We start from the raw sequence: 24962 nt of genomic DNA, 5'->3' as shown, positions 1-24962 counted from the left end.
CTCTTGTTATGATAGGTCTAAGATATATCTTAACTGTGGGACGAGATTGGAGACATGGCCATGGCCAAACGCAATGCAACGGGCGCAAAGCCGCCCAAACCCCCGAAGCCGCCCAAGCAGGGCAAGCGCGCCGCGCCGACCGAGGAAGTGATCGAACCGGAAGACATGGAAGATGTCGATGTGGAGATCGATGATTTTCCCGAGGGCGAGGACTTCGATGTGGAGGTCGAGATCGAAATCGAGGACGACGATTGCTCCCCCCGGAGCCGCCGCGCAAAAGTGCGGCTGGATGACGTTTTTGGAGCGGATGGCCCCTTCGGGCGCGACGGCCCGTTCGGACCGCGAGGACCCTTCGGCGCGCAAGGCCCGTTTGGTGCGCAAGGATTCTTCGGCCCCGGTGGCATTTTCGGCCAGCGCCGCGGAGGCTCATCGCGCCGCACCACAAGTGAAACCTTTGGCGGTCCGCCGCAAAAGCGCCGCCGGATGTTCGGCTCGGGCGAATTGCGCCTCGTGCTGCTCGCCATGCTCGCGGAGGAAGCGCGCCACGGATACGAACTGATCAAGGCCTTGGAAGAGATGACCGACGGCGCCTATTCGCCGTCGCCAGGCATCGTCTATCCGACGCTGCAAATGCTCAATGACGAAGGCGTGATCGCGGTTGAGGAAAGCGACGATGCGCGCAAGCTCTACCAGGCGACCGAAGCGGGCCTTGCCGAACTGGCAGACCGCGCGGACGAAGTGACCGAGTTGTGGGAACGGCTGGGCCGCCGCGCGCAGCGTGCCAAGCCCAAGGCTTCAGCCGATCTGTTCCGCTCGCTAGGCAATCTGGCGACGGTGCTCACCAACAAGGCCTCGAAAGGCGGGATGAAGGAAATCGACCAGGACCAGATCATTGACCTGATCGACGCGCTCGCCCGCAAGATCGAGCGGATGTAACTTCGTTCACCGGATTTTCCTTTCCGGCAACTCATGATACCCCTTCCCGAAGAAACTCGGGGAGGGGTTTATGTTGGAACCGGAAAGAGTGCAGACGCCGTGGCATTTGTGGGCAGTGGCGGTTGTTGCCGTGCTGTTTACATCATTCGGCTGCTACGATTACTTCATGACGCAATCGGCGGACCGCGCCTATATCGAAGCGGCGATGGCGCCTGCCGGGGTGGATACCGATGCTGCGCTGGCCTATTTTGCCGCCTTTCCGGTGTGGATGGACGCAATCTGGGCGGTTGGCGTCTGGGGCGGCCTTGCGGGCGCGGTGCTGCTGCTGCTGCGCAGCCGATTCGCCTTTCCCGTCTTCGTCGCCTCGATCATCGCCTTTCTGGTATCGAACGCTTACGGGATTGCCAATCCGATCCCCGGAATGAGCGAGCCCTCGACCGTTTACATCATGGTGGCGGTGGTGTTCGTCGTCATGCTTGGCCTCACGCTCTATGCGCGCGCCATGCGGGCAAGGGGCGTGCTACGCTGAGCCGCGCTCTGCCAGCAGGCGGAGATATTGTTCGGCGACCGAGAGGTTGATCGTTTCCCAGTCATAGGGTTCGGCATCCTTCGCCGCAGCTTCCCCATGCGCCTTTGCCAGAGCCGGATCGCGGCAATAGGCCGCCAGCGCATCGGCGAAGCCTTGCGGGTCGCCGGGAGGCATCAGCCGTCCCGTCCGCCCGTTCTCTAGCAAGCCGCTGCTGCCCGTCGCCTGCGCCGCCACCACCGGCACCCCGCAGGCCATCGCTTCCAGAGTCACATTGCCGAAGGTCTCGGTCGTGCTGGGGTTGAAGAGCATATCCATGCTCGCCACCGCGCGGCCCAGATCGGCGCCGCCCTGAAAGCCGGTGAACACCGCATCCGGAGCGCGCTCGGCGAACCAGCTGCGCGCGGGGCCGTCGCCCACCACCATCACCTGATGCGGCACCCCGCGCGTGCGCAATTCGGCGAGCGTCTCGGCGAAAATGCCAAGGCCTTTTTCCAGCACCAGCCGCCCGAGGAAGCCGATGACTGGCGGTTCGTCCGCCAGACCTATGCCGCGCCGCCACTCCAGATCACGCGCGCCGGGATGGAATATCCCTTTCTCCACCCCGCGTGACCAGATCGCGACCTCCTCGTTCATCCGCTGCTCCTTGAGCACGGGCACCATGGTCGGGCTCGGCACCAACAGCAGGTCGCATTTGGCGTAGAGCGGCCGCAGCCACGCCTCGACCGCCGGTTGCAGGAAGCCGAAGCCGTAGAATTCGGGATAGGTCTCGAACCGCGTGTGGATGGTGCAGACCAACGGCTTGCCGCGCGCCTTCGCCCAGTCCGCCGCCTTGCGCGCCGCGCGGTCGGGACTGGAGATGTGGACGACGTGCGGATCAAACGCCTCCAGATCGCGCAGCGCCTCGCCTGAAAGGCTCCACGGAATGCGGTATTCACCGCGCCCCGGAATGGCGAAGGAGGGCACCGATACGAGCGTACCCGTCGGCTCGAATGCAGGCTCCGGCACCGTCGGAGCATAGACCCGCACATCGACACCGTGCGCCAGCAGCGTTTCCACCAGCCGGTTCTGCGCCTTGTTCGCCCCGTCGCGGACGTAGTTGTAATTGCCGCTGAACAGCGCAATGCGAAGGTCGGACATTTCCATCCGCCAGCCCTTAGGCGAGTGCGCCATAGAGGGGAAGGGGGAGGGCGCGGTTGCGCCGCTTCACACCGCGAAAGGTGTGATGCGAAAGGAATGGCGGGGGCTATGCCACGCTCCGCTCTGGCAATCGCGGCATTCGCAGCGGCGGCTTACCAGTTCCTGATACAGGCGGGAGAATACTGCTGCATACCAGACATAGGCCGTCGGCGGTGGCGAGGCTTCGGACAGGCCGCCGCGGTCGATCGAAAACGACCATGGTGTCTCCGCATTGAATGCGCCGGCACCAACGAATGTCCAGGCGTGTTTGCGGATTGCCGTCATCAGCAGCGGCGCGGCGAGGCGAGCCGGGAGGAGCCGCAAGAGCCAACGCGCAGGGGCGGGGATGCGATTGGCGATGATGTAGTCCGCCGTGCCGATCCCCGCCTCGCGCGCAATCTCGGTTGCATGGCGCGGCGCGAGCGCGAGCAGCGCCTGATGCAGCCGCATGGCATCACGTTCGGGGATCATGTCGTGCCCGCTGGGCATTAAGGCGATCCCCGCCGCCCGCATGATGATCTCGCGGCTTTCGCTCCCCAGCCGCCGATCCATTGCGGCGACCATTTGCAGCACCGCATTGGGCCCGATCAGCGCGGGCGAGCAGCCCGCCATTCTGGGGGCCGCTGTCATGCTAATCGTCCGATGCAGCTGCGCCGACATCCAGCCGGTCACGCTGGCGTGTCTCTGCCCGTTCTTTCATCTGCTTGCGCACCGCATCGCGCCGCGCCTGTGCCTGCGCGGCCTTGTCGGCATTGGTCTGCCAGTCGGTTGCGGCAGCGGCTGCGACTTCGCGGGTTTCGTCGAAATGCCAGTCCAGCTGCTTCTTCGTTTGCGGGCCCCAATAGCCCGCCTTGCCCAGATCATAGAAGGTGCGTTTGAACCCGGCGCGCAGGAAGGCGTAGAGGCAGCCGAGCAAATAACGCCGCCGGAAACCGGTACCGCGCCACGGATAATGGAACAGCGCTTTCTGCATATAGAAGCGGCGGTAATTCTTCATCACGCCGTCAAGCAGTTCGCCGCGCTCCATCGCGGTGGGTTTCATGATGGGAGTGACGAAATTGTATTTGCTGAAATCGTGGATCTCGACCTGATCCTTGATCTCCTCGAACAGCGGGGTGAAGGGCCAGGGCGTGTACATCGCCCAATTGGCGAGGTCGGGCTGCCAGTCCCACGCCATGCGATAGGTTTCTTCGAGCGTCTCGGGCGTTTCATTGTCGAGCCCGACGATAAATTGCGCTTCCACGAAGATATCCGCTTCGCGTAGTAGCTTGATGGCGTTCTTGTTTTCCTCGACCTTGGTTTCCTTGTTGAACCGGTCGAGCTTCATTTGTGCAGCCGCTTCGGTGCCAAGGCTGACATGGACCAGCCCCGCCTTGCGATAGAAAGGCAGCAATTCGCGGTCGCGGTAGATATCGGTGACGCGGGTATTGATCCCCCACTTCACCTTGTCGGGCAGGCCGCGATCAATGAGCTCCTGACAGAATTCGATGAATTTCTTGCGGTTGATCGTGGGCTCCTCGTCCGCGAGGATGAAGAAGCCGACGCCGTGCTTTACGTGCAATTCCTCGATCTCGTCGACCACGTCCTTCGGATCGCGCACGCGGTAATCGCGCCAGAATTTCCATTGTGAGCAGAAGGAGCAAGTGAAGGGGCAACCGCGCGCCAGATTGGGAATGGCGACCTTCGTGTTGAGCGGCAGGTAGATATATTGCTGCCAGTCGAGAATGTCCCAGTCGGGCCGGATGGACGCCATATCCTTGATCGTGTCGGCAGCGCCGGTGGCGATAATCTGGTCACCATCGCGGAAGGCAAGGCCCTTGATCCGCTCGCGGTCTTGCGGCCAGCGCCCTTCCTTGATCGCGGTGAACAGGTTGACGGCGATCTCCTCGCCTTCGCCGCGCACGATGACATCGATATGCGGCGCTTCGGTCAGCACTTGCTTGTACATGAAAGTGGCGTGGACACCGCCGAGAACGCGCACCGCATCGGGCGCGCAGAGCGCTGCGATTTCCAGCACCCGCTCTGCGGCATAGATGCTGGGTGTGATTGCCGTCGTCCCCACCACATCGGGCTGCAATTCATTGATACGGCGCTGCAATTCCTCGTCCGAGACATTCTCGGTCATCGCATCGATAAAGGTGATGTCGGTAAAGCCAGCGCGCTTGAGCGGGCCTGAGAGATAAGCGACCCAGGCGGGCGGCCATGTGCCGGCAATCTCGGCCCCGCCGGAGCGGTAATTGGGATGGACGAACAGGATTTTCATGCGGCAGCCTCTCGTGTCTGGCGGCTGGACCTACCGCGTTGTGCTGTCTTGGTGCGCCTGTTGCCCCTTCCATGCATTGATCGGGATCAAATCCACGGTGACCTGTGTAACCCTCCGCACATCCCCTTCGAATGGCCTCCTATCACCCGTTCGAAGGAGATTTCCGATGAAGCCATTCAAGACCCTTATCCTCGCCGTCGCGGCATTGTTTGCGATGGTTCCCGTGGCGGCGCAGGCGCAGGCGCGGTTGGTCGAATATTCGCAGAGCACGTTCGAAGCGGCGCAGCGCGAGGGGCGGACGATCATCGTCGATGTCCACGCGCCGTGGTGCCCCACCTGCCGCGCGCAGGAACCGATCCTGCGCGAGCTGCGCAGCCACCCCGACCTTGCCGATGCGCTGTTCATCCGTGTCGATTTCGATAGCAATGCGGCCTTCCGCCGCGCGCATAATATCCCCCGCCAGTCGACCATTCTGGTGTTCCAGGGGCGCGAGGAAACCGGTCGCTCGGTGGCCGAGACCAACCGCACGCGGCTGCGCAATTTCGTGCTCGGCGCGGCCTGATCCGGCTGACTGGAGACCAGCGCCATGCTCGGCAGCCTCGCCCTCGCCTTCGTCGCCGGTCTGGTGACGATCCTCAACCCCTGCGTATTGCCGCTGGTGCCGATCATTATCGCCACCGCCATGGGCAAGAGCCGCTGGGGCCCGGCGGCGCTGGCTGGCGGGTTGGTGCTGAGCTTCTCCACTTTCGGTCTGCTGGTAATCGCCTTCGGTTTCCAGATCGGGCTGGACGAGCAGCTGCTGCGCTACACGGCGGGCGGGCTGCTGATGGTGGCGGGCGCGGTGCTGCTCGTGCCGCGCGCGCAGATGGCATTGAGCGCAGCGGCGGCTCCGTTGACGGGCGCTGGCCAGCGAATGCTGGGCCGCACGAGCGGGGAGGGCGCTATCGGGCAGTTCGTGGTCGGCGGCCTGCTCGGCCTTGTCTGGGCACCGTGCGTCGGGCCGACGCTCGGCATCGCGATTGCCGCAGCGGCGCAGGGCGAGAACCTGCTCTCCGCCTTCGGCATCTTCCTCGTCTTCGGGCTAGGCGTGGCGACCTCGATCCTCGTCTTCGCCTACGGATCGCGCAAGGCCTTGGGCCAGCGCAGCAAGTCGATGCAGTCGATTGCCCGCTACGCCAAGCCCCTGCTCGGCGGCGCGGTGCTGCTGGCGGGAATGCTGGTGGTGACGGGCTTTGACCGGATGATCGAAGTCTGGGCGCTCGATCTGTTGCCGCAGGGGCTGGTGGAGTTCACCACACGCTTCTGAGGGCACACACAATGAACCCCCGTTCCTGAGCTCCGCTTCCCCCCACTGCTCAGGAACAAGGAGCCTTCGGGTCGCCCCGAAGGCAAGGCCCGGCCGCCGAGAGACGGCCGGGCCTTTTGCTTAACTCAATCCCCCGCAGCGCGCTTTGCCCGTTTGCGCTCGTGCGGGTCGAGGTGGAGTTTGCGCAGGCGGATCGATTGCGGGGTCACCTCCACGATTTCGTCATCGCCGATATAGGCGATGGCCTGCTCCAGCGTCATCTTGCGCGGCGGGGTGAGGCGGATGCCTTCGTCCTTGCCGCTGGCGCGGAAGTTGGTGAGCTGCTTGCTCTTGAGCGGGTTCACCTCAAGATCCTCGGGCTTCGCGTTTTCGCCGATAATCATGCCCTGATACAGCTTCTCGCCGGGGCTGACGAACAGCACGCCGCGCTCCTCGATGGTGTTGAGCGCATAGGCCTGCGCCTCGCCCTGTTCCATGCTGATGAGCACGCCGTTCTGGCGTCCGGCGATCTTGCCCTTGTGCGGACCGTAGCTGTCGAACAGCCGGTTCATGATGCCGGTGCCGCGCGTGTCGGAGAGGAACTCGCCGTGATAACCGATCAGGCCGCGCGAAGGGGCGATGAAGGTGAGGCGCGTCTTGCCGCCGCCGCTGGGGCGCATTTCGGTCATCTCGGCCTTGCGCTGCGCCATCTTGTCGACAACCGTGCCGCTGAATTCATCGTCGACATCGACGACGACGGTTTCATACGGCTCCAGCCGCTCGCCGTTTTCTTCGCGGTAGAGCACGCGCGGGCGGCTGATCGACAGCTCGAAGCCTTCGCGGCGCATGGTTTCGATAAGCACGCCGAGCTGCAATTCGCCGCGGCCTGCCACTTCGAACGCGTCCTTGCCCGCGCTTTCGGTGATGCGGATGGCGACATTGCCCTCGGCCTCGCGCTCCAGCCGGTCGCGGATCACGCGGCTCTGCACCTTGTCGCCCTCGCGGCCCGCATAGGGGCTGTCATTGACCGAGAAGGTCATGCTGAGCGTGGGCGGATCGATCGGCTGGGCGTGGATCGGCGCGGTGACATTCGGGTGGCAAAGCGTATTGGAAACGGTCGCATCCGTCAGGCCAGCGATAGCGACGATATCGCCCGCCTTGGCGTGCAGCACCGGCTCACGCTCGAGGCCATTGTAGGCGAAGACCTTGGTCGCACGGCCAACTTCAACCTGCTTGCCGAACACGTCCAGCGCCTTGATCGGCATTCCTACTTCCAGTCGCCCACTTTCGATGCGACCCGTCAGGATACGGCCAAGGAAAGCGTCGCGATCGAGTAGGGTGGCGAGCATGGCGAAATCGCCTTCCTCGTCGAGATCGGGGGCGGGTACGTGGCTGACGATCATATTGAACAGCGGCAGCAGATCGCCTTCGCGCGCTTCGGGATCGGCACTGGCATAGCCGCTGCGGCCGGAGGCATAGAGCACAGGAAAATCGAGCTGTTCGTCATTCGCGTCGAGATTGACGAACAGATCGAACACTTCGTCCAGCACTTCGGTGGCGCGCGCATCGTGGCGGTCAATCTTGTTGACGACGACGATGGGCTTGAGGCCGAGGCCCAGCGCCTTGCCGGTGACGAATTTGGTCTGCGGCATCGGCCCTTCGGCGGCATCGACCAACAGGATCACGCCATCAACCATGCTGAGGATACGCTCCACTTCGGCGCCGAAATCGGCGTGGCCGGGCGTATCGACGATATTGATGCGGTAGGTATGCGTACCGCCCGGAGGCGCCCATTCTACGCTCGTGGGCTTGGCAAGAATGGTGATCCCGCGTTCCTGCTCCAGCTCGTTGCTGTCCATCGCGCGTTCTTCGACGCGCTGGTTTTCGCGGAAGGTGCCGGACTGGCGGAAGAGCTGGTCAACCAGCGTGGTTTTGCCGTGGTCAACGTGCGCGATGATCGCCACGTTACGAAGGGGCGCGGACATTATGCATATTCCTGAACAGGGGCCTTGGCAGGCGTCAAAACGGCAGGGCGGGAATGTTGCACCTGCGAACGGGAGCGCCCCTAGACGCTAACGCCGCCAGCCGCAAGATGCGCGGTGGAGGCAAAGCCGCAAGCACGCGCCTTACGTATACGTCAGACCTTTCCCTGTTGCGCTAATGTTACAGTGTGTTGAACATTGTGAAAGCCCTGCGAATCTGTCAATTGTGCGCCGGTTACAGGCTGCGTAATAGACAAGGCCTGACCCTTAGGTCGCTGAGGGGGATGGGAGAAACGTTGCGAGATGGCAACGGTTTCCATGTCCCGCGGGAGAGATGGAGAAATCAATGACCAAGTTTCGTGCCGGTGAGGCCGGTTATTCGCGCAATTTCCTTTGCGGCGTCGCCGCTGCTGCACTGATTGTTCCGGGCGCTGCCTATGCGCAGGACGCCGATCCGGGCGAAGAAGAGACCGCGCAGACAGGCAACACCATTGTTGTGACCGCCACCAAGCGCGAACAGACGCTGCAGGAAATTCCCGTCGCCGTGTCGGTGACCGGTGCCGAAACGCTCGAGCGTGACGTGATCCGCGACATCCGCGATCTGCAAACCGTCGTGCCCTCGCTGACTGTCGGCCAGCGCCAGTCCTCGGCCAATACCGGCTTCTTCATCCGCGGCTTCGGCAACGGCGCGAACAATGTCGGTATCGAACCGTCGGTCGGTGTGTTCATCGATGGTGTGTTCCGCAGCCGCACCGCCTCCTCGATCAGCGATCTTCCCGCCGTGCAGCGCGTCGAAGTGCTGCGCGGTCCGCAGTCGACCCTGTTCGGGAAAAACGCCTCGGCGGGCGTAATCTCGGTTGTTACCGAGGAACCGCAGTTCGATTTCGGCGGCAATGCCGAATTCACCTATGGCAATTACGATCAGGTGGTTGCGCGCGCCTACGCCACCGGCCCGCTGTCGGACATGGTTGCGGTCAGCATCGCTGGCGGCATCAACAGCCGTCAGGGCTTCTTCGAAGATTTGAACACCGGCAGCGCCTCGAACAACCGCGACCGCTGGTTCGCACGGGGCCAGTTGCTGGTGGATAACGGCACCAATCTGCGCGTCCGCCTGATCGCCGACTATGACAGCATCGACGAAATCTGCTGCGCCGCTATCAATGCGCAAAGCGGCCCGTCCACCGCGGCCATTCTCGGCGTCGGCGGCCAGGTGACCGATCCCAACGATCCGTTCGCCGATATCGTGTTCAACAACTTCGATTCGACCAACGACATCGTCAATCACGGCATTTCGGCGCAGATCGATTACGAAGTGGGTGACTGGACGCTGACCTCGATCACCGCCAGCCGCACCACCGAATCGCTGACTTTCCAGGACTCGGACTTCTCCAGCGCCGACCTGATTTTCCCGAACTCGCAGGATCTGGAAATCGGCACCTTTACGCAGGAATTCCGCATCACCGGTTCGATTGCTGACCGTGTCGATGTGCTGCTGGGCGCGTTCTACATCAACGAAGACGTCGAATCCTACCAGCAGCTGCTGTATGGCGCGGACTTCCGCAACTACGCGAACCTGCTCGTCGGTAACCTGTCGAGTGGCGCTTTCGTGCTCACTCCGTCGCCGCTGTTCCCGACCGCCGTGCCGCTGGAGCAGGTCTTCAGCGCATCCTTCGGCCAGAACTTCGTGGGCACCTTCTTCAATCAGGGTCAGGGTTTCACCGAAAACTACACGCTGGATTCGGAAGCCTACTCGCTGTTCGGGCAGGTCGACTTCGAAATCGTCGATGGTCTGGTGCTGACGCTGGGCGGCAACTACACCGATGACAGCAAGGTCTTCACGCAGGATGCGGTGTCGACCGACGTGTTCTCGTCGATCGACTTCAATGCGCCGCAGCTGGCGCCTTTCCGCGGGCAGGTGCTGGGCCAAGGCTTCGTGTCGCAGGCCGTGGGAACCGTGCTTGGTCTTGGTCGCGGCGCGACGGCTGCCGAAGTTGCTGCCTTCGCCGGATCGAGCGCGGCGAACTTTGCTGCCTTCCAGCAGATCCAGATCCAGGCTGGCCAGTTTGCTGCCGCTAATGTCAACAACCCGCTGGCAAACCCGCTGAACCCGCTGCGCGCATTGCAGTTCCTGCCGCCTTTCCTTGGCGTTCCCAACTCCGTTGAAGACGGCACGACCAATGACAGCAATTTCAGCTACACCGCGCGCCTCGCATATGACGTGACGCCCGATGTGAACATCTATCTGAGCTACGCCACCGGTTTCAAGGCCAGCTCGATCAACCTGTCGCGTGACGCCCGTCCTTCGCTGGCGGATCGTCAGGCGATCATCAATGCGGGTCTTGCCCAGCCGAACCAGACCTATGGTTCGCGCTTTGCCGGCCCCGAAGAATCGACCGTGATGGAAGCGGGCATCAAGGCGAATTACGATTTCGCCTCGATCAACCTGACCGTGTTCGATCAGGAAATCGAAGGGTTCCAGACCAACATCTTCACCGGTGCGGGCTTTGTGCTGGCCAATGCGGGCAGCCAGTCGACCTTCGGTGTCGAACTGGAAACGCAGTGGTTCCCGGCTGACGGCCTGACCCTCAACGCTGCGGTCACCTATCTCGATCCGACCTTCGACAGCTTCATCCAGTCTGCGCAGGGCGATATTTCGGGCACCCGTCCTTCGGGCATCCCCGAATATACCGTGATTGTCGGCGCGCAGTATGAAGGACAGCTGCGTCGCGGTATGCTCATCCCGCGCGTGAACTATCTGTGGTCGACCGAGTACCAGCTGGTCGAAGGCCTGCCCGCATTCGCAGTGCGCGCGCCCGACGGCACGATTGCCAACGGCCAGCCCGCGATCGACGCCGGCCTGCCCTTCACCGCACGCCAGAGCAATCTGACCGCGTCGATCACCTATGAAGACGATAGCGGCTTCGCGCTGCAATTCTGGGGCCGCAACCTGCTTGACCACCGCGACTTCGGTACGGTGTTCGACAGCCCCGCGCAGCCGCGCAGCGTGTCGGGCTACCCGAACGATCCGCGCACCTACGGTGCAACGCTGCGTTTCAACTGGTAACGGCATCGTTCAAACGGGATTTGGGAAAGGGGGCTTTCGGGCCCCCTTTTTCATGCGGCTTTTCAAAGCGCAAAGCGGTGCAGTGTTGATTGTTCGCGCTTGCCTTGCTTGCCAAACTGTGATGGCTTGTTGCCTGCTGTTTTCAGGGGAAGGGGCTCAATCATGGAACTCAATATCGGGCAGGTGATATCCAACACATTCGGCATGGTGAAGCAGCGCTTCGGCGGCTTGCTGGGTGTTTGGGCGATCTATTTCGCACTGCAAATCGTGCTGATGTTCGTCGTCTTCGGCGCGATCGGTTCGCAATTCATGTTGGCGGGGATGGGAGATTTCGAATCTCCGGCGGGAGCAGCGGGCCTCGGGATCGGCTTGTTTGCAATGATTTTCGTCTTTTACTTCGCGTTTTTCGTTGTCTCTTTCGCCTCGCAGATTTCGCTGGCGCACCAGGCATCGCCCTTGCTCTCGCCCGATATCGGCACGTCTTTCATGACCGGGATCAAGAGCATTCCGACCGCGCTCGGCCTCGTGCTGATTTTCATCGTCGGCTATTTCATTATCGGCATCGCGCTGGCGATTGTGGTGGCGATCCTTTCCATCGCGGGCGATTTTGGCTCTACCATCGGCGCGCTTGCTGCCGTGCTGGTGTTCCTCTGGATCGTGTGCCGTCTCATCCTCACCATGCCGATCATCGCGGTTGAGGGAGAACGCAATCCGATCAACGCGATCACCCGCTCATGGAGCCTCACCAGCGGCAACGCCCTGCGGATATTCGCCACGGTGCTGGTCTTCGCTGTGCTCTTGATCGTGCTGTCGTTTCTTGTCTTCGCGGTGCTCGGTGGCGGCTTGGCAGCGACCATGATGGGTGCGTCGGGTACAGAAAGCATGGCGGCGATGTCGGGCGGGGTTATCCTTGCGCTGGTTGCCTTTGGTTTGCTTTCTGCGCTGGGCGCGATGGTCATGTCGAGCTTTATGTCGGCCTTGCACGCTGGGCTCTCGCCCGCCGCAAGCGTCAGCGCGACCTTCGAATAAGCGCGATTTTGGCGAGAAAAGGCCCGTCGGTGAGGAAGCTCAGCGGCGGGCTTTTCGTATGCGCCTTAAAGCGACCGCAGCGTTTGCGCCGGTCGTGCGCGCAGCAGCGGGAGAGAGGCTCCCAGCGCAAAACCGAGCACCAGCACCAGCCCCCCGCCGAGGACGGCAAAGATCTGGCCCCAATCAGGCAGCCAGTCGAATTCGAACAATTGCGTGATGATAAGCCACGCGACGCCCGATCCCAGTGCCAGGGCAACGCCCGCCAGAACCGCAGCGAGCAGGCCAAACTCGGCGAATTGCAGCGCAAGCAGTTGGCGACGGCTCGCGCCAAGCACGCGCAGGATCACCGTGTCGTAAATCCGCGCCGCCCGCGCCGCTGCAATCGCGCCCAGCAGCACCGCTATGCCCGCCAGCACCGCCACCGAAGCCGCCGCAAGGATAGCCAGCGACACCTGATCGAGCACGGCGCGCGCCTCGGTCAGCAGCGGCCCAACCTCAATTACACTTGAGCTTGGGAAAGCGCGCACAAGATTGCGCAGCAGCCCGCCGGTTTCTGCGTCTTCGGGCAGGGAAATCGTCGCGGCGAGATTGTGCGGCGTATCCTCCAGCGTGCTGGGCGAAAACACCCAGACATTGTTGAAGCCAAGGCTCTCCCAATCGATCCGGCGGAAGCTGGCAATCCGCGCGGTGCGCTCCACGCCGAGGATCGAGACGGTGATCATATCGCCGATATTGAGCCCTGCGGCCTCGGCCAGATCGACATCGACCGAGACGAGATTCTCGCCGCGATAAAGCGGGGGCCACCATTCGCCTTCGGTAATAACATTGCCGTCGGGCAAAGCGGCGGCATAGGTCAGCCCGCGTTCGCCGCGCAAACCCCATGCGCCATCAGGCAGTTCCTCGATCTCGGCGACGATCTGCTGGTTGTCTTCCGGCCCGAAAGAAATGATCGTCCCGCGCATTGTCGGCACCGCGTCGATCTGCGCGCCGGGCACGGTTTCCTCGACCACGGCATTGAAATTCGCGAGCTCGTCCTTGGGGATATCGAGCACGAAATAGTCGGGCGCCAAATCGGGCACGCTGCGCTGGATGTTGTTGCCGAGGCTCGTCTGCAAAGCGGCGAGCAGGACGAATGCGGCAAGGCCGAAGCCCAATGCGGTCACCAGCGAACCGGTCGCCGCGCCGGGGCGGTGCATATTGGCGATGGCAGCGCGGGCGATGGGGTTGGAGGGGCGCGGCGCCTTCGCAGCCGCCTTGCGGATGGCCCAGCCGAGCAGCGCGAGAAAGCCGAGGATCGCGGCGGCTCCGCCGAGGAAGCCCGCCGACAATAGCGGGGTGGGCGAGAAGGCGACCGCCAATACGGTGATGCCGATAAGCCCGATACCGACAGGGATCGCCGCATCCTTCCACTGCCGCGCCAGCGGAGAAACGCGCGCACGCATCAGTGCCATGGCGGGGAATGTCTTGGCTCGGGCAAGCGGGGGCGCGGCAAAGATCAGCGCCACCAGCAGGCCGAACAGCAACGCACGGGCCAGCGCCCACGGGTCGATCACGAAAGTGGTCGAAACCGGCAGCAGCGAGCCGAGCAGGGTCGCCAGCAAGGGTGTGACGAGCACGCCGACCAACAGTCCCGCCAGCGAGCCCGCCAGTGCAGCCGCGCCGACTTCGAGCGCGTAGATGCGGGAAATATCGCGCGAGGTAGCGCCGAGGATTTTGAGCGTCGCAATCGAATTGCGTCGTGCCTCCAGATAGGAATTGACCCCGCCGCCAATACCGATCCCTGCAATCACCAGAGCGGCTAGCCCCACCAGCGTCAGAAACTCGCCCATGCGGCTCACAAAGCGGTCCGCGCCCGGTGATGCGCGTCCGGCAGTGCGGATATCGTAGGAGACATTGGGCGCGGCAACGCGCAGCTCTTCTTCGATGGCTTCGGCGTCGTAAGCACCGTCAAAACGCAGGCGGGTCTTGGTCTCGTAAAGCGCGCCGGGTGCTGTGAGCCCCGCGCGCTCGGGAAGGTCACGCGCGACGATCACCGTCTGGCCCAGGGCAAAGCCTTCGCTCAGCCGGTCGGGCTCTTCGGCGATGATCCCGCTGACGGTGACGCTTTCGGTGCCGATAGTGATCGTCTCGCCCACCGCCACGTCGAGACGCTCCGCCGCGCCGGGTGCGAGATAGGCATTATTGCCTTCAGGAGCCTGCGCCGCGCCGCTTTCGAGCAGCAGCGTGCCATACATCGGGTAATTGCCCGCAACCGCTTTCAGCTCGACCGGAACCGCAGCCTCTTCGGTGCTGGCCATGGCCTGCATCCGGTAGCCGGGCGACAGTTCGCCATATTGTTCGAGCAGCGCGGTTTCTTCTGCGTTGAGCGGGCGTTGCCACAGCTCGACTTCCATATCACCGCCGAGCAGCGCCTGCCCTTGGCCGTCAAGCTCGTTCTGGATTGCCGAGGTCAGCGAGCCGATGGCCGCAAGCGCCCCCACGCCGAGGAACAGGCACACGAGCAGCAGCCGCAGCCCGCGGAACCCGCTGGAAAGGTCGCGACGCGCAATCGTCCAGGCGCGGGCCCAGCTCACCAGTTCCTCCCCGGCACGGGGAGGGGAACCAGACGTAGTCTGGTGGAGGGGCAGGGTGTGGCTGAAAACGGCATCACCGCGCGCGAATGATGGGGGTGCCCCTCCACCATGCTACGCATGGTTCCCCTCCCCCGATGGGGGAGGATTAGCGGTATCGCTCACAATCACGCCATCGCCCAGCGTTACCACGCGGTTGCAGCGTTCGGCGAGCTTCGGATCGTGGGTAATCACCACCAGCGTTGCGCCGGTTTCCGCGCGGCGGTCAAACAACACGTCTTCCACGCTGGTGCCGGTGGTGGTGTCGAGATTGCCGGTCGGCTCGTCCGCGAAGATCAGCGGCGGGCGCGCGGCGATGGCGCGGGCGATGGCAACGCGCTGCTGCTCGCCGCCCGAAAGCTGCGCCGGATAATGGGTGAGGCGATGGCCGAGGCCGACGGCGGTCAGCTCCGCCTCCGCCTTTTTCCACGCCGCAGCATCGCCCGCGAGTTCCATCGGCGTGGCGACGTTTTCCAGCGCGTTCATCGTCGGCAGCAGGTGGAACGCCTGCAACACGATGCCGATGCGGCCACGGCGGGCGAGGGCAAGTTCATCCTCGCTCAACGTGGTGAAGTCCTTGCCCGCGACCGTGAGCTGGCCCGATGTGGCTTGCTCCAATCCGGACAGCACCGACATTAGCGAGCTTTTGCCGCTGCCCGAAGGGCCGAGCAAAGCCAGCGTTTCGCCGGGGGCAACATCCAGATCGATGCCGCGCAGGATTTCAACAGCCGCTTCGCCTTCGCCCAGGGTAAGGCGCAGATCGCGTGCGGAAATGACGGGGGATGTATCTTGGGGGCTTGTCACGCGCTGCCGATGGCATAGCTAGTGGCTATGAACAACCCATCCCTAATCCCGTGGAAGAGCGTGATGCGCTTTTCGTCGATCATTCCCGCGCTGGCGCTGGCCGCGTGCGGTGCCGAAGCTCCGCCTGTTAGCGAGGCGCAGGCGGAAGTCGATGCGCCGATTGAAGAGGTGCTGCCGGTGATGGGGCCGGAGCGGGTGATCCTCGGTTTTGGCGACAGTCTGATGGCGGGATACAATCTCGAAGACGAAGAGGGCTATCCCGAACGGCTCGAAGCGGTGATGCGCGCGCGCGGGATCAATGCGCGGGTGATCGATGCGGGCGTTTCGGGTGACACGACACAGGCGGGGCGTGACCGGCTCGCCTTCGTGCTCGATAATCTGGGCGAAACGCCTGAACTGGCCATTCTGGAGCTGGGCGGCAATGATCTGCTGCGCCAGCTTTCACCCGAACAGACCCGCGCCAATCTCGAAGCCATGTTGCAGACCTTCGCCGAGCGGGACATTCCCGTGGTGCTGATGGGAATGCGCGCGCCGCCCAATCTGGGGCCGGAATACCAAGCGGCGTTTGACGGGCTCTATCCCGCGCTCGCCGAACAATATGGCGCGACCTTGGTGCCGTTCTTTATGGAACCCCTCGCCGCCAATCCCGACCTGCTGCTGCCCGACCGCATCCACCCCACCGCCGAGGGCGTCGACGCGATGGTCGCGGCGACGGTCGATACGGTGATCGGCGCGCTGCCCGAGGAGGACGAGGGCGCTTAACGCCCCCGCGTCACCACAACCTCACCACCGCGCAAGGATCGAGGGCGGATGAGGCTTTCGCTGCCGTCGGGCCATGTCACCGCGATCAGCGACACCGCACCCGCGCTGCCGAGGCCGAAATGCGCGGCGATGGGGTCGAAGGACTGGTAACCGCCGCTCGCCTTGATCGGGCGTACCTGGCACAAACCCACTGTCACCTGTGTCACGCCGCCGGTGCAGATCGTAACCCGCGCGCCAATCGCCATGGTGTTGCCGCCGCTCTGCCGCAAATGTACCCATAGCCCGCGTCCGGCGGGGCGGTCGTTGCGGTGGGCGATGACATTGGGGCCGGACAGCGAGCGGATCAGGTCGACATCGCCATCGCGGTCGAAATCGAGCCGTGCGGCGCTGTAGGAAGGCAGCGGATCGTCGAGCCCGAAAGCCGCGCTCGCATCCTCGAATTGCCCGCGCACATTGCGGTAGAAGACATTGCGATCATCCTCCGGTGTGCGCGCCCAATATCCGGTCATCACCAGCAGATCCTGCCAGCCATCCTGATCGAGATCGGTGAAGCGCGCATCCCACGTCCAGCCGGGGCGGTTCACCCCTTGCGGTGCTGCTACTTCGTCAAAACCGCCATCGGCTCGTCCAAGGAGCAGGATGTTGCGATCGCTGTAGCTCGGGCCCAGCAGTCGCTCCATCTCGCGGCTCGACGGTTGCGGCTGCGTGCGCAGCAGCAGCGAATCGCAGAGTTCAACGAAGCGGGGATTGCCCGCCATGTCCTGACGGCAACGCCGGTAGAGCCCTTGGTCCGGCGCATCGCTGCGCGCATTGGCGTAATACTGGGTGAAGGCACGCGCCGCGCATTGCACGCGCAGGCCGGGGTCACGCATCGTCTCGCAGCCCGATTGCAGGCCCGCCTGATAGCCGCCCTTCAGCTGCGCGATGGCGTTGAGCTGCGCCACGCAGGCCTCGCGCCTGTCTGCGTCCCAGCCTTCATCGTCGCCCATTTGCGCGCAGAGCGTGCGCAGATTGGCAATCCGCTCTCCCGTTGTCCCCGCGCGGTCTGCGGGCGCGATCTGGCCGCCGTAGTAATCGGGGACGAGGTCATTGTTGAAGTCGCCTTCGTCGTAGCTCATCGACGTGCGCAAGCGGAACGGGAAGGGCACCTCGGCACCGCGCGGCGATGACATTTGGCCTTCGCGGTCAAACAGCTGGAATTCGTCGGTCACTGCGACGTCATCACCCGACAAAATGTCGATCGTGCCGTTGCGGTCGAAATCGCTGGCAAGCAGGGTCAGCGTCTGGCCGTTGAAATCAGCAAATGGCGCGCGCGTAAAGCCGCCTTCGCCATCGCCGTAGAGGATGAAATTCTGCTGCGTTTCGGCGGTGTGGTTGTTGAAACCGGGCGCGGACAGGCCAACCCCGGCATTGCCGAGCGCGATATCGAGCACCCCGTCGCGGTTGAAATCGGCGAAGGCCACCGATTGCGTGATCGAACGGTCATCGCCTTCCAGCTTCACCATGGCACCGGCATCGAAACCGCCGCCACGGTTCCAGAACAGGTAATTGCCGTCAGCCCGCGTCGAGACGAACAGATCAAGCGCGCCGTCGGCATCCAGATCGGCCAGCGCGATATTGTGGACGATTGCCGCGTCAACCGGGCCGAGATCGGCCTGCTGGCGGACGAAAGTCCCGCCGATATTGGCGTAGATCGCGGCGCCGGTGGCAAGGAAGCTCTTGCGCAGGACGATGTCCGTCCAGCCATCGCCGTGAATGTCCCCCGCTGCCACGCCGCCGTCAAACTGGTGGAAGAAGGAGCGCGCCATGGAATGCAGCGGCTCGCTGATGCCGATGCCGATATCGCGGCCGATGATGCGGGAGAAGACGGGGCCATCGCTTGTGGGTGAAGGCGCGGTGGTGATCGGCAGCAGGTCGAGCGCGGCAATGCTTTCGCCCTCGCTGGTGAAAGCGACGCGCTCTCCGCGCACCGTCTGTTCGTCAAGAAGCGGGCGCAGCTCGGCCAGCGGCACCGCCTGCTCGGTATCGGGGGCTTCGGGCCACTCAACCGGCGGGCTTGCCGCGATGATCGCGCGATAGCTGGCGAGGCGGAAATCGCGCGCCGGTTCGGCCAGTGCTTGCGCCAGCAAGCCCGCACAAACCGCCGCCGCGACCACCATCAGCCACATCGAGACCGCTGTGCGCAGCGAAATCGCGCGCCAGATGACGATGAAGGCGTAAACGCTGAACGATCCCAGCGCGACAACCGCCGCCGCGCCATAGGCATCGTTCATGCCGATACTCAGCAAGACTGCCGTCAGAATGACATCGAGTGCCATGGGGGCAGGGGCAAAGCTGAGGAAAAGCGCGACGATCAGCATCCCGCCGGCAATGGCCAGCAGGCTGGAACTTGGCAGCACGCCGACAAAGGCGCTGGGGCTGAATATTTCGACAAACAGCGCGCCGAGCAATGCCGCCAGAAACATCATCGGCACGGTGACGATGAAGATGAAGAAGAAATTGCGCGCATAATGCCGCACGAACCAGATTAGTGTGTCCACTACGCCATATTCGCCCGCCTCGTATTCGCGCGGGGCGAGGTGCCGCATCAGCCATCCGGAAAGGCCGGTCAGCTTCTGCCCGACTTCGCTGGCGGCGCTGGTATGGCGTGTTGCCTCGGTTTCATCCTTCAGGATGAAGCGGCACAGCAGCGGTACGCCGACCAGCACCATCGCCAGCGCGGCTAGCAGCTTTACCGCCGCCACCTGCACGGGCAGCAGCGCGAAGCTCATCGTCACCACGATCACGTTCAGCGTCGGGCTGGCGAGCATGGCGGACAGCGTTGTCTCCAGCCGCAAGCGCCCGGCGTGCAGACCCATCGCAATCGGCACTGCGCAATTGACGCACACGCCGAGCGGAGCACCGATCACCGCGCCCAGCGCGGAGTTGGCAAAGCCGTTCTTGAAGCTGCGCCGCTGGATCAGCGACAACAAAGTCAGCGCCATCGCTCCAAACAGCACGCCGAAGGTCATGCCCTTCATATTGGTGACGATCCAGTTGATCGTGTTCGCCCACAGCACGGAGAGGAAGCCGGAGCCCGGCACCACTTCGATGGCGATATCGAAGGACAGGCCGGAGAGCGGGGTGTCGCCGCCCATCAGAGCCTTCTCGCTCAACGCCGGATAACGGCTGCCCGACCAGAAAAAGACCGCCAGCGCGATTGTCAGCGCAATCACCAGCCAGAGCCGGTAGTCGCGCCGCTTTTCAGCGATCGGCGCCAAGGAGGTGAAAGTGGCATCGTTCACAGCACGGGCTCCGTTTGTCGGATCGTTTCGCAGAATGCGGTATAGTGTTTCTCAAGCCGCTCGATCAGAGGGCCGTTAGCCGAGGCGAAGTCTGCCAGCCTTGCAGGCGCGACGGGAACGTAAGGTTCCGCCGCCATTGTGCCACTCGCTTTGGCGTTGCTGGCGCTAGTCCACTCTGGAGCCGTAGCCTGCTCCAGTCCGATATGCGTCAGGACTTCGCCGAACCTTTCGGCCATCTCCGCATAGCCCAGCACCAGCGCGCGCTCCGGCAAGTCCCGCATCGCGTCCAGCGTACGCAGATAGATGCTAGCACTGCCCAGCACGTACGGGTCGCCTTGGAACCCGGCGAGTGGTTCGGGGAGGGGCGCTTCCCTCGCAGCAGCTACCACTTCGGGACGGTCGCTACGCTTGCGGTCGAGCGATTCGAGCACGGCCAGCGGTTCGCGGTGCAGCGCTATGATCCGCGCGCCGGGCATCGCCTCGACAAGCTCCGGCATAAAGCGGTTGAGACGGCTCGACAGTTTCATAACCAGCGGCTTGCCCCGTCTCTTCGCAAACCTGCGCCAAGGCTCCAGAATGGCGAGCGCGATATCCATCCGCGCGGACGGCGTCGCATCCGGCGCATCGCGTCCATGAAGCACCGAAAAGAACGGCGGTTCGCGCAGCACCAGCGCCTGGCCCGTCGCTTCGATATTGCGCGCGAGCAACGTCGATCCGCAGCGCGCGACATGGAAGATCAACGTCACGTCGCTGTAGTCGGGATCGCGCTGACCCAGTGCGGCTTGCCATTCGGGAAAGGCGCGCATTGCGTGCGCCTTTGCATTCATGGGCACGCCGTCGCGGAAGAAGCCCGCCGACCAGTCGAAATCCGCAATGTCGATCAGGCGAAGCAGCAGATGCTCGCCCGCCCGCTGAACGCGGATCGGCAGAAAGTCCGGCGCGCTCACAGGCCAGGCCATTGCGCTGTGTCTTCACCCTTGCTGACGTGTCCGCTTACCGCGAAACGGCCATCGGCAAAACCGTTCCCCGGCACCTGCGTCGATCCGACCGCGTGGTAGAACCAGCTGGGGAAAGCAACAAAGCGGTTGGGGCGTGGCACGACCTTGGTGAAGAAACTGTCCGAGATTTGGCCCTTGGCGAAGTTGGAATCGAAAACGAACAGTTCGCCGCCAGTGAAGCGCGGTGTCTCGTGTCCGAAATAATACAGCCATGTCAGCGCGCGCCCCGCCTCATTTGGCGGATTGTGGTTGTCGCGATGGGTATTGAAGAAGCCGCCTTCCACATGGTTGGTCAGCTTGATCTCAGACTTGGTGATCGTGAAACCCGGCAATCCCATCGCCTGCTGGAAGCGCGCAAGATTGTCTTCGATGAAGGCGAGAAACCAGTCCTTTCGCTCGGTAAAGTGCCAATCAAGCAGCGTCTCCCGCTTGTCGGGATCGTACGGCTGGTCGCCCGATGACAGCCGCGCCTTTTTGAAATGCTCCTCGCGCTCGCACGCGTGACGGAACAGCGTTGCCATCTCTTCGGGGGCAAGCAGATCGTCGATCACAATCAGCGGTGCAATGAAGTTGTCGGGCGGGGTCGTCAGGCCTGCGGGAATGGCGAGTTCCTCGATGGATTGTCCATCCTCGCCGATAAGGATCTTGCGCGCCGCTGCCAGATCGCCGCTCCGCCGCAACAGATTGGCGCGGAGCATCTGTGCCTGATCGGAAGACTTCCCCTCCAGCTGCGCGAGCATCGCCGCGTTGACGGAGGCATCGCCAAGCCGTGCAAGCTGGCCGTACTGGATGCGCGTATCTTCGTGCACGGCGCGCCGCTATGCGCCGACCGGTTCGACCAGTCTGTGATCGCGCAGATGGCCGACAAATTGCAGGACTTCCGCCTCGCACAGATCCTGCGGGATATCGTAAACCTCGTGCAATGCCGCAGCAATTTCGGCGAGCGAGGATTGGCCGTCGAGCCGTTCCCAAATCGCCTTGCCCGTTGCGTTCAATTCCACGAACTGCCCCTGCTGCATCGACATCAGGACTTTCTTCTCGCCCGAATCCGACATGAGGACATCCTCTGCGGGTGCGAACACCTGCTGCATTTCCGTTTTCTCCGTCACTGTCTCACCCCGTCGACCGGTTCGGGCGATCCCGCTGCCCTGTCCGGCCGGTTTTGCATCTGAGCGATAAGCTCGCTCGCAATCTTGACGATTTCGCCGCGCGTGTCACGTCCTTCGGGGCGGGTAATCCGCCACATCGGCACGCCATCCGCAATCGCGCTCCATTTGCTGAACAGCCTCTGTGCAATGTCGCTGGTGATGCAGCGTTTGCGAAAGGTGTTGTCGCGCAGCGCGGCGAGGGCTTCACCGTGCGGGAGGCGTGTGGCGGCAACCTCTTCATGCGCGAACGCCCATTCGAGAACGATGATACCGGCCAGCTTTTGTCGCGCGAGCACAAACCGTTCGGCTGTTGCAAGGATCGCCTTGCCGCTTGGACAAGTGCCCAGCTTCTCGCTTGCGGCATAGGAGGGCAGGCTGGCCAAGGCATCTGCTGCAAGCTTGGCCGATGCGGGGCCGGGGAAGGCGAGAAATTCGGGCGCCTCGCCGATGTGCACAACATCATCGCCAAGCGTTTGTCCGCCCGCTTCGAGCAGATGCGCGGCAATGGTCGATTTACCCGCTCCGGAAGGCCCGCAGACCAGAAACGCCTTTCCATCGAGGCAGACGCTCGCGCCGTGCAGCACCACATTACCGCGCTGCTGGTGCAGGAGCGCGCAGCCGCTGCCAAGGATATGCGCGGCCATATCGGCGGCGCTTTGCTGGCTGGCCAGTTCATAGGTGATCGCCGACCCGCCACTGATTAGCATCCGCCCGACGCCGGGTGCCCGCAGCAGCGCTTCTCCCGGCGCGCTTTGATAATGTGTGCGGGTGACTTCCGCATTTTCGAGAGCTTCGGGGACACACCCGGCCATTATCTCAGCTGTCGCAGTCGACTGCTTTGCGCTGCCTGCCGCAGCAAGCGGCGGCAACGGCAAGTCGGACTGCAGCTCAAGTCCATGCACGGTGTAGCGCATTGGCCAATTTATCTCATCCCGAAACACAAACGGCCCCGAATGCCGGAGCCGCTATGCGTTTCATAATCGAGCGAAAGATCAGGACGGCAGGCCGTCAAAATCCTCGTCAACGTCCATGGCCATGTTGGCGTGAACATCGCTCGTCATGGCGACCACTTCGAGTGTTGGCTTTTCCCAATCGAGCTTGGTGCTGTCCGAAGATTTCTTTGACATGGTTTTCCCCCACAGGCGCTAGTTTCGGACGGGTTGCCAGCACCCATTTGTAAAGTCAACCAATCACTGCCCGTGGTCAACCAATCTGCACTATCGGTTTCAGGGCAGCTCGGCGGGCGGATTTGGCGATTTGCGCCAAAGACACAATTGCATAGCCTTTCGAAACTGGCCCGTTCGCACCTTTTCTCCGGGCTGTGCAGTCACGCGCACCCGCTCCAATTCGGCAAGGATGGTGTCCAGGTCCAGAAGCTCGCGCCCCAACCAGGTATCGCGATTCTGCTCAAGCAACGACTGCAACGCAGGTATTTCCGCATAGAAGCCGGCAATGGCCACGGGCATGGATGCGCCGCCCTGCTTGTTGTCGCGCAGCCTTACGCTGTCGGGCATCCGGCCTTTCATTGCGCCGCGCACAAGCACACGGCGCTGCGTGGGCGTGCGCTTGAGCAGGTCGGGAACGCGCAGGCAGAATTCGACGAGGCGGGTGTCCAGCATGGGGTAGGTGTGCGCGAAGCCGTTCGGCCCGGAGCCGACAGCCGTGTCTTGCGTGCGCTGGGCAATATGCGGGCTGGCGATGACTTCACGCTCGCGTTCGCCAATGGTGCCCCATAGCGGGCGCATGGGATGCGCGTTGTGACGTGCGCGCAATGCGGCATCGGAAATCCATGCCGGCTTGGTCGTGCGGTGGCGACGGCCCAGCACCGCGTGCCGCTGGGCGAAAGCACGTCGCTTCAGAATCGCGCGGCCGGGGCCGGTTCGCCACAGGAAGCGCCATTTCCAGTCCGCGATTTGCGCGAGATCTTCCCACGCGCCCGCTTTCGCGAGGCTCTCGCCATAGCCTTCGCCCTGGCCGGTCGCGCATTGGTCTCCGCCGTGGCCGGAGAAGATGACCCGGCAGTCCTCCTCGCGCATGATTTCGGCAAGGCGTGGCTGGAGAAATGCGAAATCGCGCTGTGCCGGCCCGCCATGGCGGGCGACCATCGCTGCCGTGAGCGCAATCTGCGATTGCGGCTGATCGTCGAGCCAGCGGTGGTCGGTTTCGGGCATCACCGCGCGCATCGCCTCGATCTGCTCGCGCTCGTCCTGAAACGTTTCGTTGAGCACCGCCGCTTCGCCGAGGACATGGGACAGTGTCAGGAAACGCTGCCCCCTTTCCGCCAAGACCGGCGCGGCGGTCAGCGTGATGGCGCCAGAGTCGATTCCCCCGCTGAATTCGCTGGCAACGACGCCTTTGGCTGGCAGACGGCAAATGACCGCCTGATCGAACAGGCGGCGGTATTCGGCGATTGCCTCGTCCGCCGTGATATCGAGTAAGTCGTCGAGCGGCGGGGGCGACCAGTGCCGCGTTTCGCTACGCTGTGAAGCTGTGATCGCAAGTGCGTGCGCGGGCTTGATGATACGGATGCCCTGATAGGGCGTGTAAGGCTCTTCGCCCTTGATCTGCTCCATGCAATCGACCAGCCACATCGCTTCGGGAGCGCGATCCACCCATGGCAGTGCGAGCAGCACGTCCATATTGCTGGCGAAAGCAACAAAGTCCTGCGTCTCGGCGACGAAGAGCGGGCGAATGCCCATCGCATCGCGGGCGAGTGTCAAATGCCCGCCACCGGGATCGAGCGCGGCAATGGCGAAGTCGCCGACCAGATGCCGTGCGAAGTCTGCCCCCCATGTCTGCCAAGCGGCAAGCGCGACCTCGGCATCGCTCGCCTTGCCAAGCTCCAAGGCGGCTGTCAGCTCGCCGCGATTGTCCAGCCGCCCGTCAAAAACGAGTGTGCCGGATGCGTTGTGGACGAAGCCTTGCGGAGGCGCACCCGCATAGGGCGAGCGCTCGCCGATGGCGATGTGCGCGGCGGCAGACGTGTCGCTTTCACAGTAGTCGGCGGGCCATTTCGCCGCGCGCTCGTCCATCGCGGCGATCCAGTCAGGCGGCACGCGCTTGCTGCCGCGCGCCATCACGCCGTAAATCATG

At 63.3% G+C, this 24962-nt stretch carries 20 protein-coding genes; 7 read left to right on the top strand and 13 right to left on the bottom strand.

The window, feature by feature from the left end; all coding sequences use genetic code 11:
• Positions 1-60: 60 nt before the first annotated feature.
• Together ACS0VV_RS10145 and ACS0VV_RS10140 are read left to right on the top strand one after the other, a co-directional pair.
• Positions 61-936, top strand: a complete 876-nt coding sequence (locus tag ACS0VV_RS10145) for a PadR family transcriptional regulator (protein WP_483532589.1) — start codon at positions 61-63, stop codon at positions 934-936.
• 70 nt (positions 937-1006) lie between these two features.
• Positions 1007-1465: a hypothetical protein gene (locus ACS0VV_RS10140; RefSeq protein WP_483532588.1), complete on the top strand. Its 459-nt coding sequence runs from the start codon at positions 1007-1009 to the stop codon at positions 1463-1465.
• On the opposite strand, the gene ACS0VV_RS10135 is transcribed toward ACS0VV_RS10140, so the two are convergent.
• From ACS0VV_RS10135 to bchE, 3 genes are read right to left on the bottom strand one after another with little or no spacing between them, the layout of a single operon-like run.
• Positions 1457-2608 carry a glycosyltransferase family 4 protein gene (locus ACS0VV_RS10135; RefSeq protein ID WP_483533525.1) on the bottom strand — a complete coding sequence of 384 codons (1152 nt, stop codon included), beginning with the start codon at positions 2606-2608 and terminating at the stop codon, positions 1457-1459. The genes ACS0VV_RS10140 and ACS0VV_RS10135 overlap by 9 nt on opposite strands.
• Before the next feature lie 60 nt (positions 2609-2668).
• Positions 2669-3271, bottom strand: coding sequence for a bacteriochlorophyll 4-vinyl reductase (bchJ, locus tag ACS0VV_RS10130; RefSeq protein WP_483532587.1), 603 nt, complete (start codon positions 3269-3271; stop codon positions 2669-2671).
• A gap of 1 nt (position 3272) precedes the next feature.
• Complete coding sequence (gene bchE, locus ACS0VV_RS10125; RefSeq protein WP_483532586.1) at positions 3273-4904, bottom strand: magnesium-protoporphyrin IX monomethyl ester anaerobic oxidative cyclase; 1632 nt, start codon at positions 4902-4904, stop codon at positions 3273-3275.
• Positions 4905-5070: 166 nt separating this feature from the next.
• On the opposite strand from bchE, the gene ACS0VV_RS10120 reads away from it, so the two are divergent.
• On the top strand, positions 5071-5466 hold the full coding sequence (locus ACS0VV_RS10120) for a thioredoxin family protein (RefSeq protein ID WP_483532585.1): 396 nt from the start codon (positions 5071-5073) through the stop codon (positions 5464-5466).
• 24 nt (positions 5467-5490) lie between these two features.
• A complete protein-coding gene (locus ACS0VV_RS10115) occupies positions 5491-6210 on the top strand; it encodes a cytochrome c biogenesis CcdA family protein (RefSeq protein ID WP_483532584.1) in 720 nt (239 codons plus the stop codon).
• Between the two features lie 125 nt (positions 6211-6335).
• Here the strand turns inward: ACS0VV_RS10115 and typA are convergent, their stop codons facing one another.
• Entirely contained in the window at positions 6336-8174 is a 1839-nt protein-coding gene (gene typA / locus ACS0VV_RS10110; protein ID WP_483532583.1) for a translational GTPase TypA, read from the bottom strand.
• A gap of 343 nt (positions 8175-8517) precedes the next feature.
• Here typA and ACS0VV_RS10105 point away from each other — a divergent pair, with 343 nt between their 5' ends.
• Both ACS0VV_RS10105 and ACS0VV_RS10100 read left to right on the top strand, forming a co-directional pair.
• Positions 8518-11235: a TonB-dependent receptor gene (locus tag ACS0VV_RS10105; RefSeq protein WP_483532582.1), complete on the top strand. Its 2718-nt coding sequence runs from the start codon at positions 8518-8520 to the stop codon at positions 11233-11235.
• 162 nt (positions 11236-11397) lie between these two features.
• Positions 11398-12264, top strand: a complete 867-nt coding sequence (locus ACS0VV_RS10100; RefSeq protein WP_483532581.1) for a glycerophosphoryl diester phosphodiesterase membrane domain-containing protein — start codon at positions 11398-11400, stop codon at positions 12262-12264.
• 65 nt (positions 12265-12329) lie between these two features.
• On the opposite strand, the gene ACS0VV_RS10095 is transcribed toward ACS0VV_RS10100, so the two are convergent.
• Both ACS0VV_RS10095 and ACS0VV_RS10090 read right to left on the bottom strand, forming a co-directional pair.
• Entirely contained in the window at positions 12330-14837 is a 2508-nt protein-coding gene (locus tag ACS0VV_RS10095; RefSeq protein WP_483532580.1) for an ABC transporter permease, read from the bottom strand.
• A 111-nt stretch (positions 14838-14948) separates the two neighbouring features.
• Positions 14949-15677 carry an ABC transporter ATP-binding protein gene (locus ACS0VV_RS10090; RefSeq protein WP_483532579.1) on the bottom strand — a complete coding sequence of 243 codons (729 nt, stop codon included), beginning with the start codon at positions 15675-15677 and terminating at the stop codon, positions 14949-14951.
• Positions 15678-15704: 27 nt separating this feature from the next.
• Between ACS0VV_RS10090 and ACS0VV_RS10085 the strand changes: the two genes are divergently transcribed.
• The gene (locus tag ACS0VV_RS10085; protein WP_483532578.1) at positions 15705-16439 is read left to right on the top strand and encodes a GDSL-type esterase/lipase family protein; all 735 of its coding nucleotides are present in this window, start codon (positions 15705-15707) and stop codon (positions 16437-16439) included.
• Here ACS0VV_RS10085 and ACS0VV_RS10080 read toward each other — a convergent pair.
• The 7 genes from ACS0VV_RS10080 to ACS0VV_RS10050 form a co-directional block, all read right to left on the bottom strand.
• Entirely contained in the window at positions 16436-19723 is a 3288-nt protein-coding gene (locus ACS0VV_RS10080; RefSeq protein ID WP_483532577.1) for an FG-GAP-like repeat-containing protein, read from the bottom strand. The two genes, ACS0VV_RS10085 and ACS0VV_RS10080, sit on opposite strands and share 4 nt — an antisense overlap.
• Positions 19720-20682 (bottom strand): hypothetical protein, encoded by a 963-nt coding sequence (locus ACS0VV_RS10075; protein ID WP_483532576.1) that lies wholly within the window; start codon positions 20680-20682, stop codon positions 19720-19722. Before ACS0VV_RS10075 ends, ACS0VV_RS10080 begins: the two co-directional genes overlap by 4 nt.
• Entirely contained in the window at positions 20667-21530 is an 864-nt protein-coding gene (locus tag ACS0VV_RS10070; RefSeq protein WP_483532575.1) for a 2OG-Fe(II) oxygenase, read from the bottom strand. The genes ACS0VV_RS10075 and ACS0VV_RS10070 overlap by 16 nt, the downstream gene beginning before the upstream one ends.
• Positions 21531-21539: 9 nt before the next feature.
• Entirely contained in the window at positions 21540-21830 is a 291-nt protein-coding gene (locus ACS0VV_RS10065; RefSeq protein WP_483532574.1) for a PqqD family protein, read from the bottom strand.
• On the bottom strand, positions 21827-22681 hold the full coding sequence (locus ACS0VV_RS10060; RefSeq protein WP_483532573.1) for a hypothetical protein: 855 nt from the start codon (positions 22679-22681) through the stop codon (positions 21827-21829). Before ACS0VV_RS10060 ends, ACS0VV_RS10065 begins: the two co-directional genes overlap by 4 nt.
• A 180-nt stretch (positions 22682-22861) precedes the next feature.
• On the bottom strand, positions 22862-22996 hold the full coding sequence (locus tag ACS0VV_RS10055) for a hypothetical protein (protein ID WP_483532572.1): 135 nt from the start codon (positions 22994-22996) through the stop codon (positions 22862-22864).
• Positions 22997-23095: 99 nt separating this feature from the next.
• The gene (locus ACS0VV_RS10050; protein WP_483533524.1) at positions 23096-24961 is read right to left on the bottom strand and encodes an asparagine synthetase B family protein; all 1866 of its coding nucleotides are present in this window, start codon (positions 24959-24961) and stop codon (positions 23096-23098) included.
• Position 24962: the final 1 nt, after the last annotated feature.

It is taken from the genome of Aurantiacibacter sp. KMU-128 (assembly GCF_056933515.1).
This window is presented reverse-complemented; position numbering and strand designations above follow the sequence as displayed.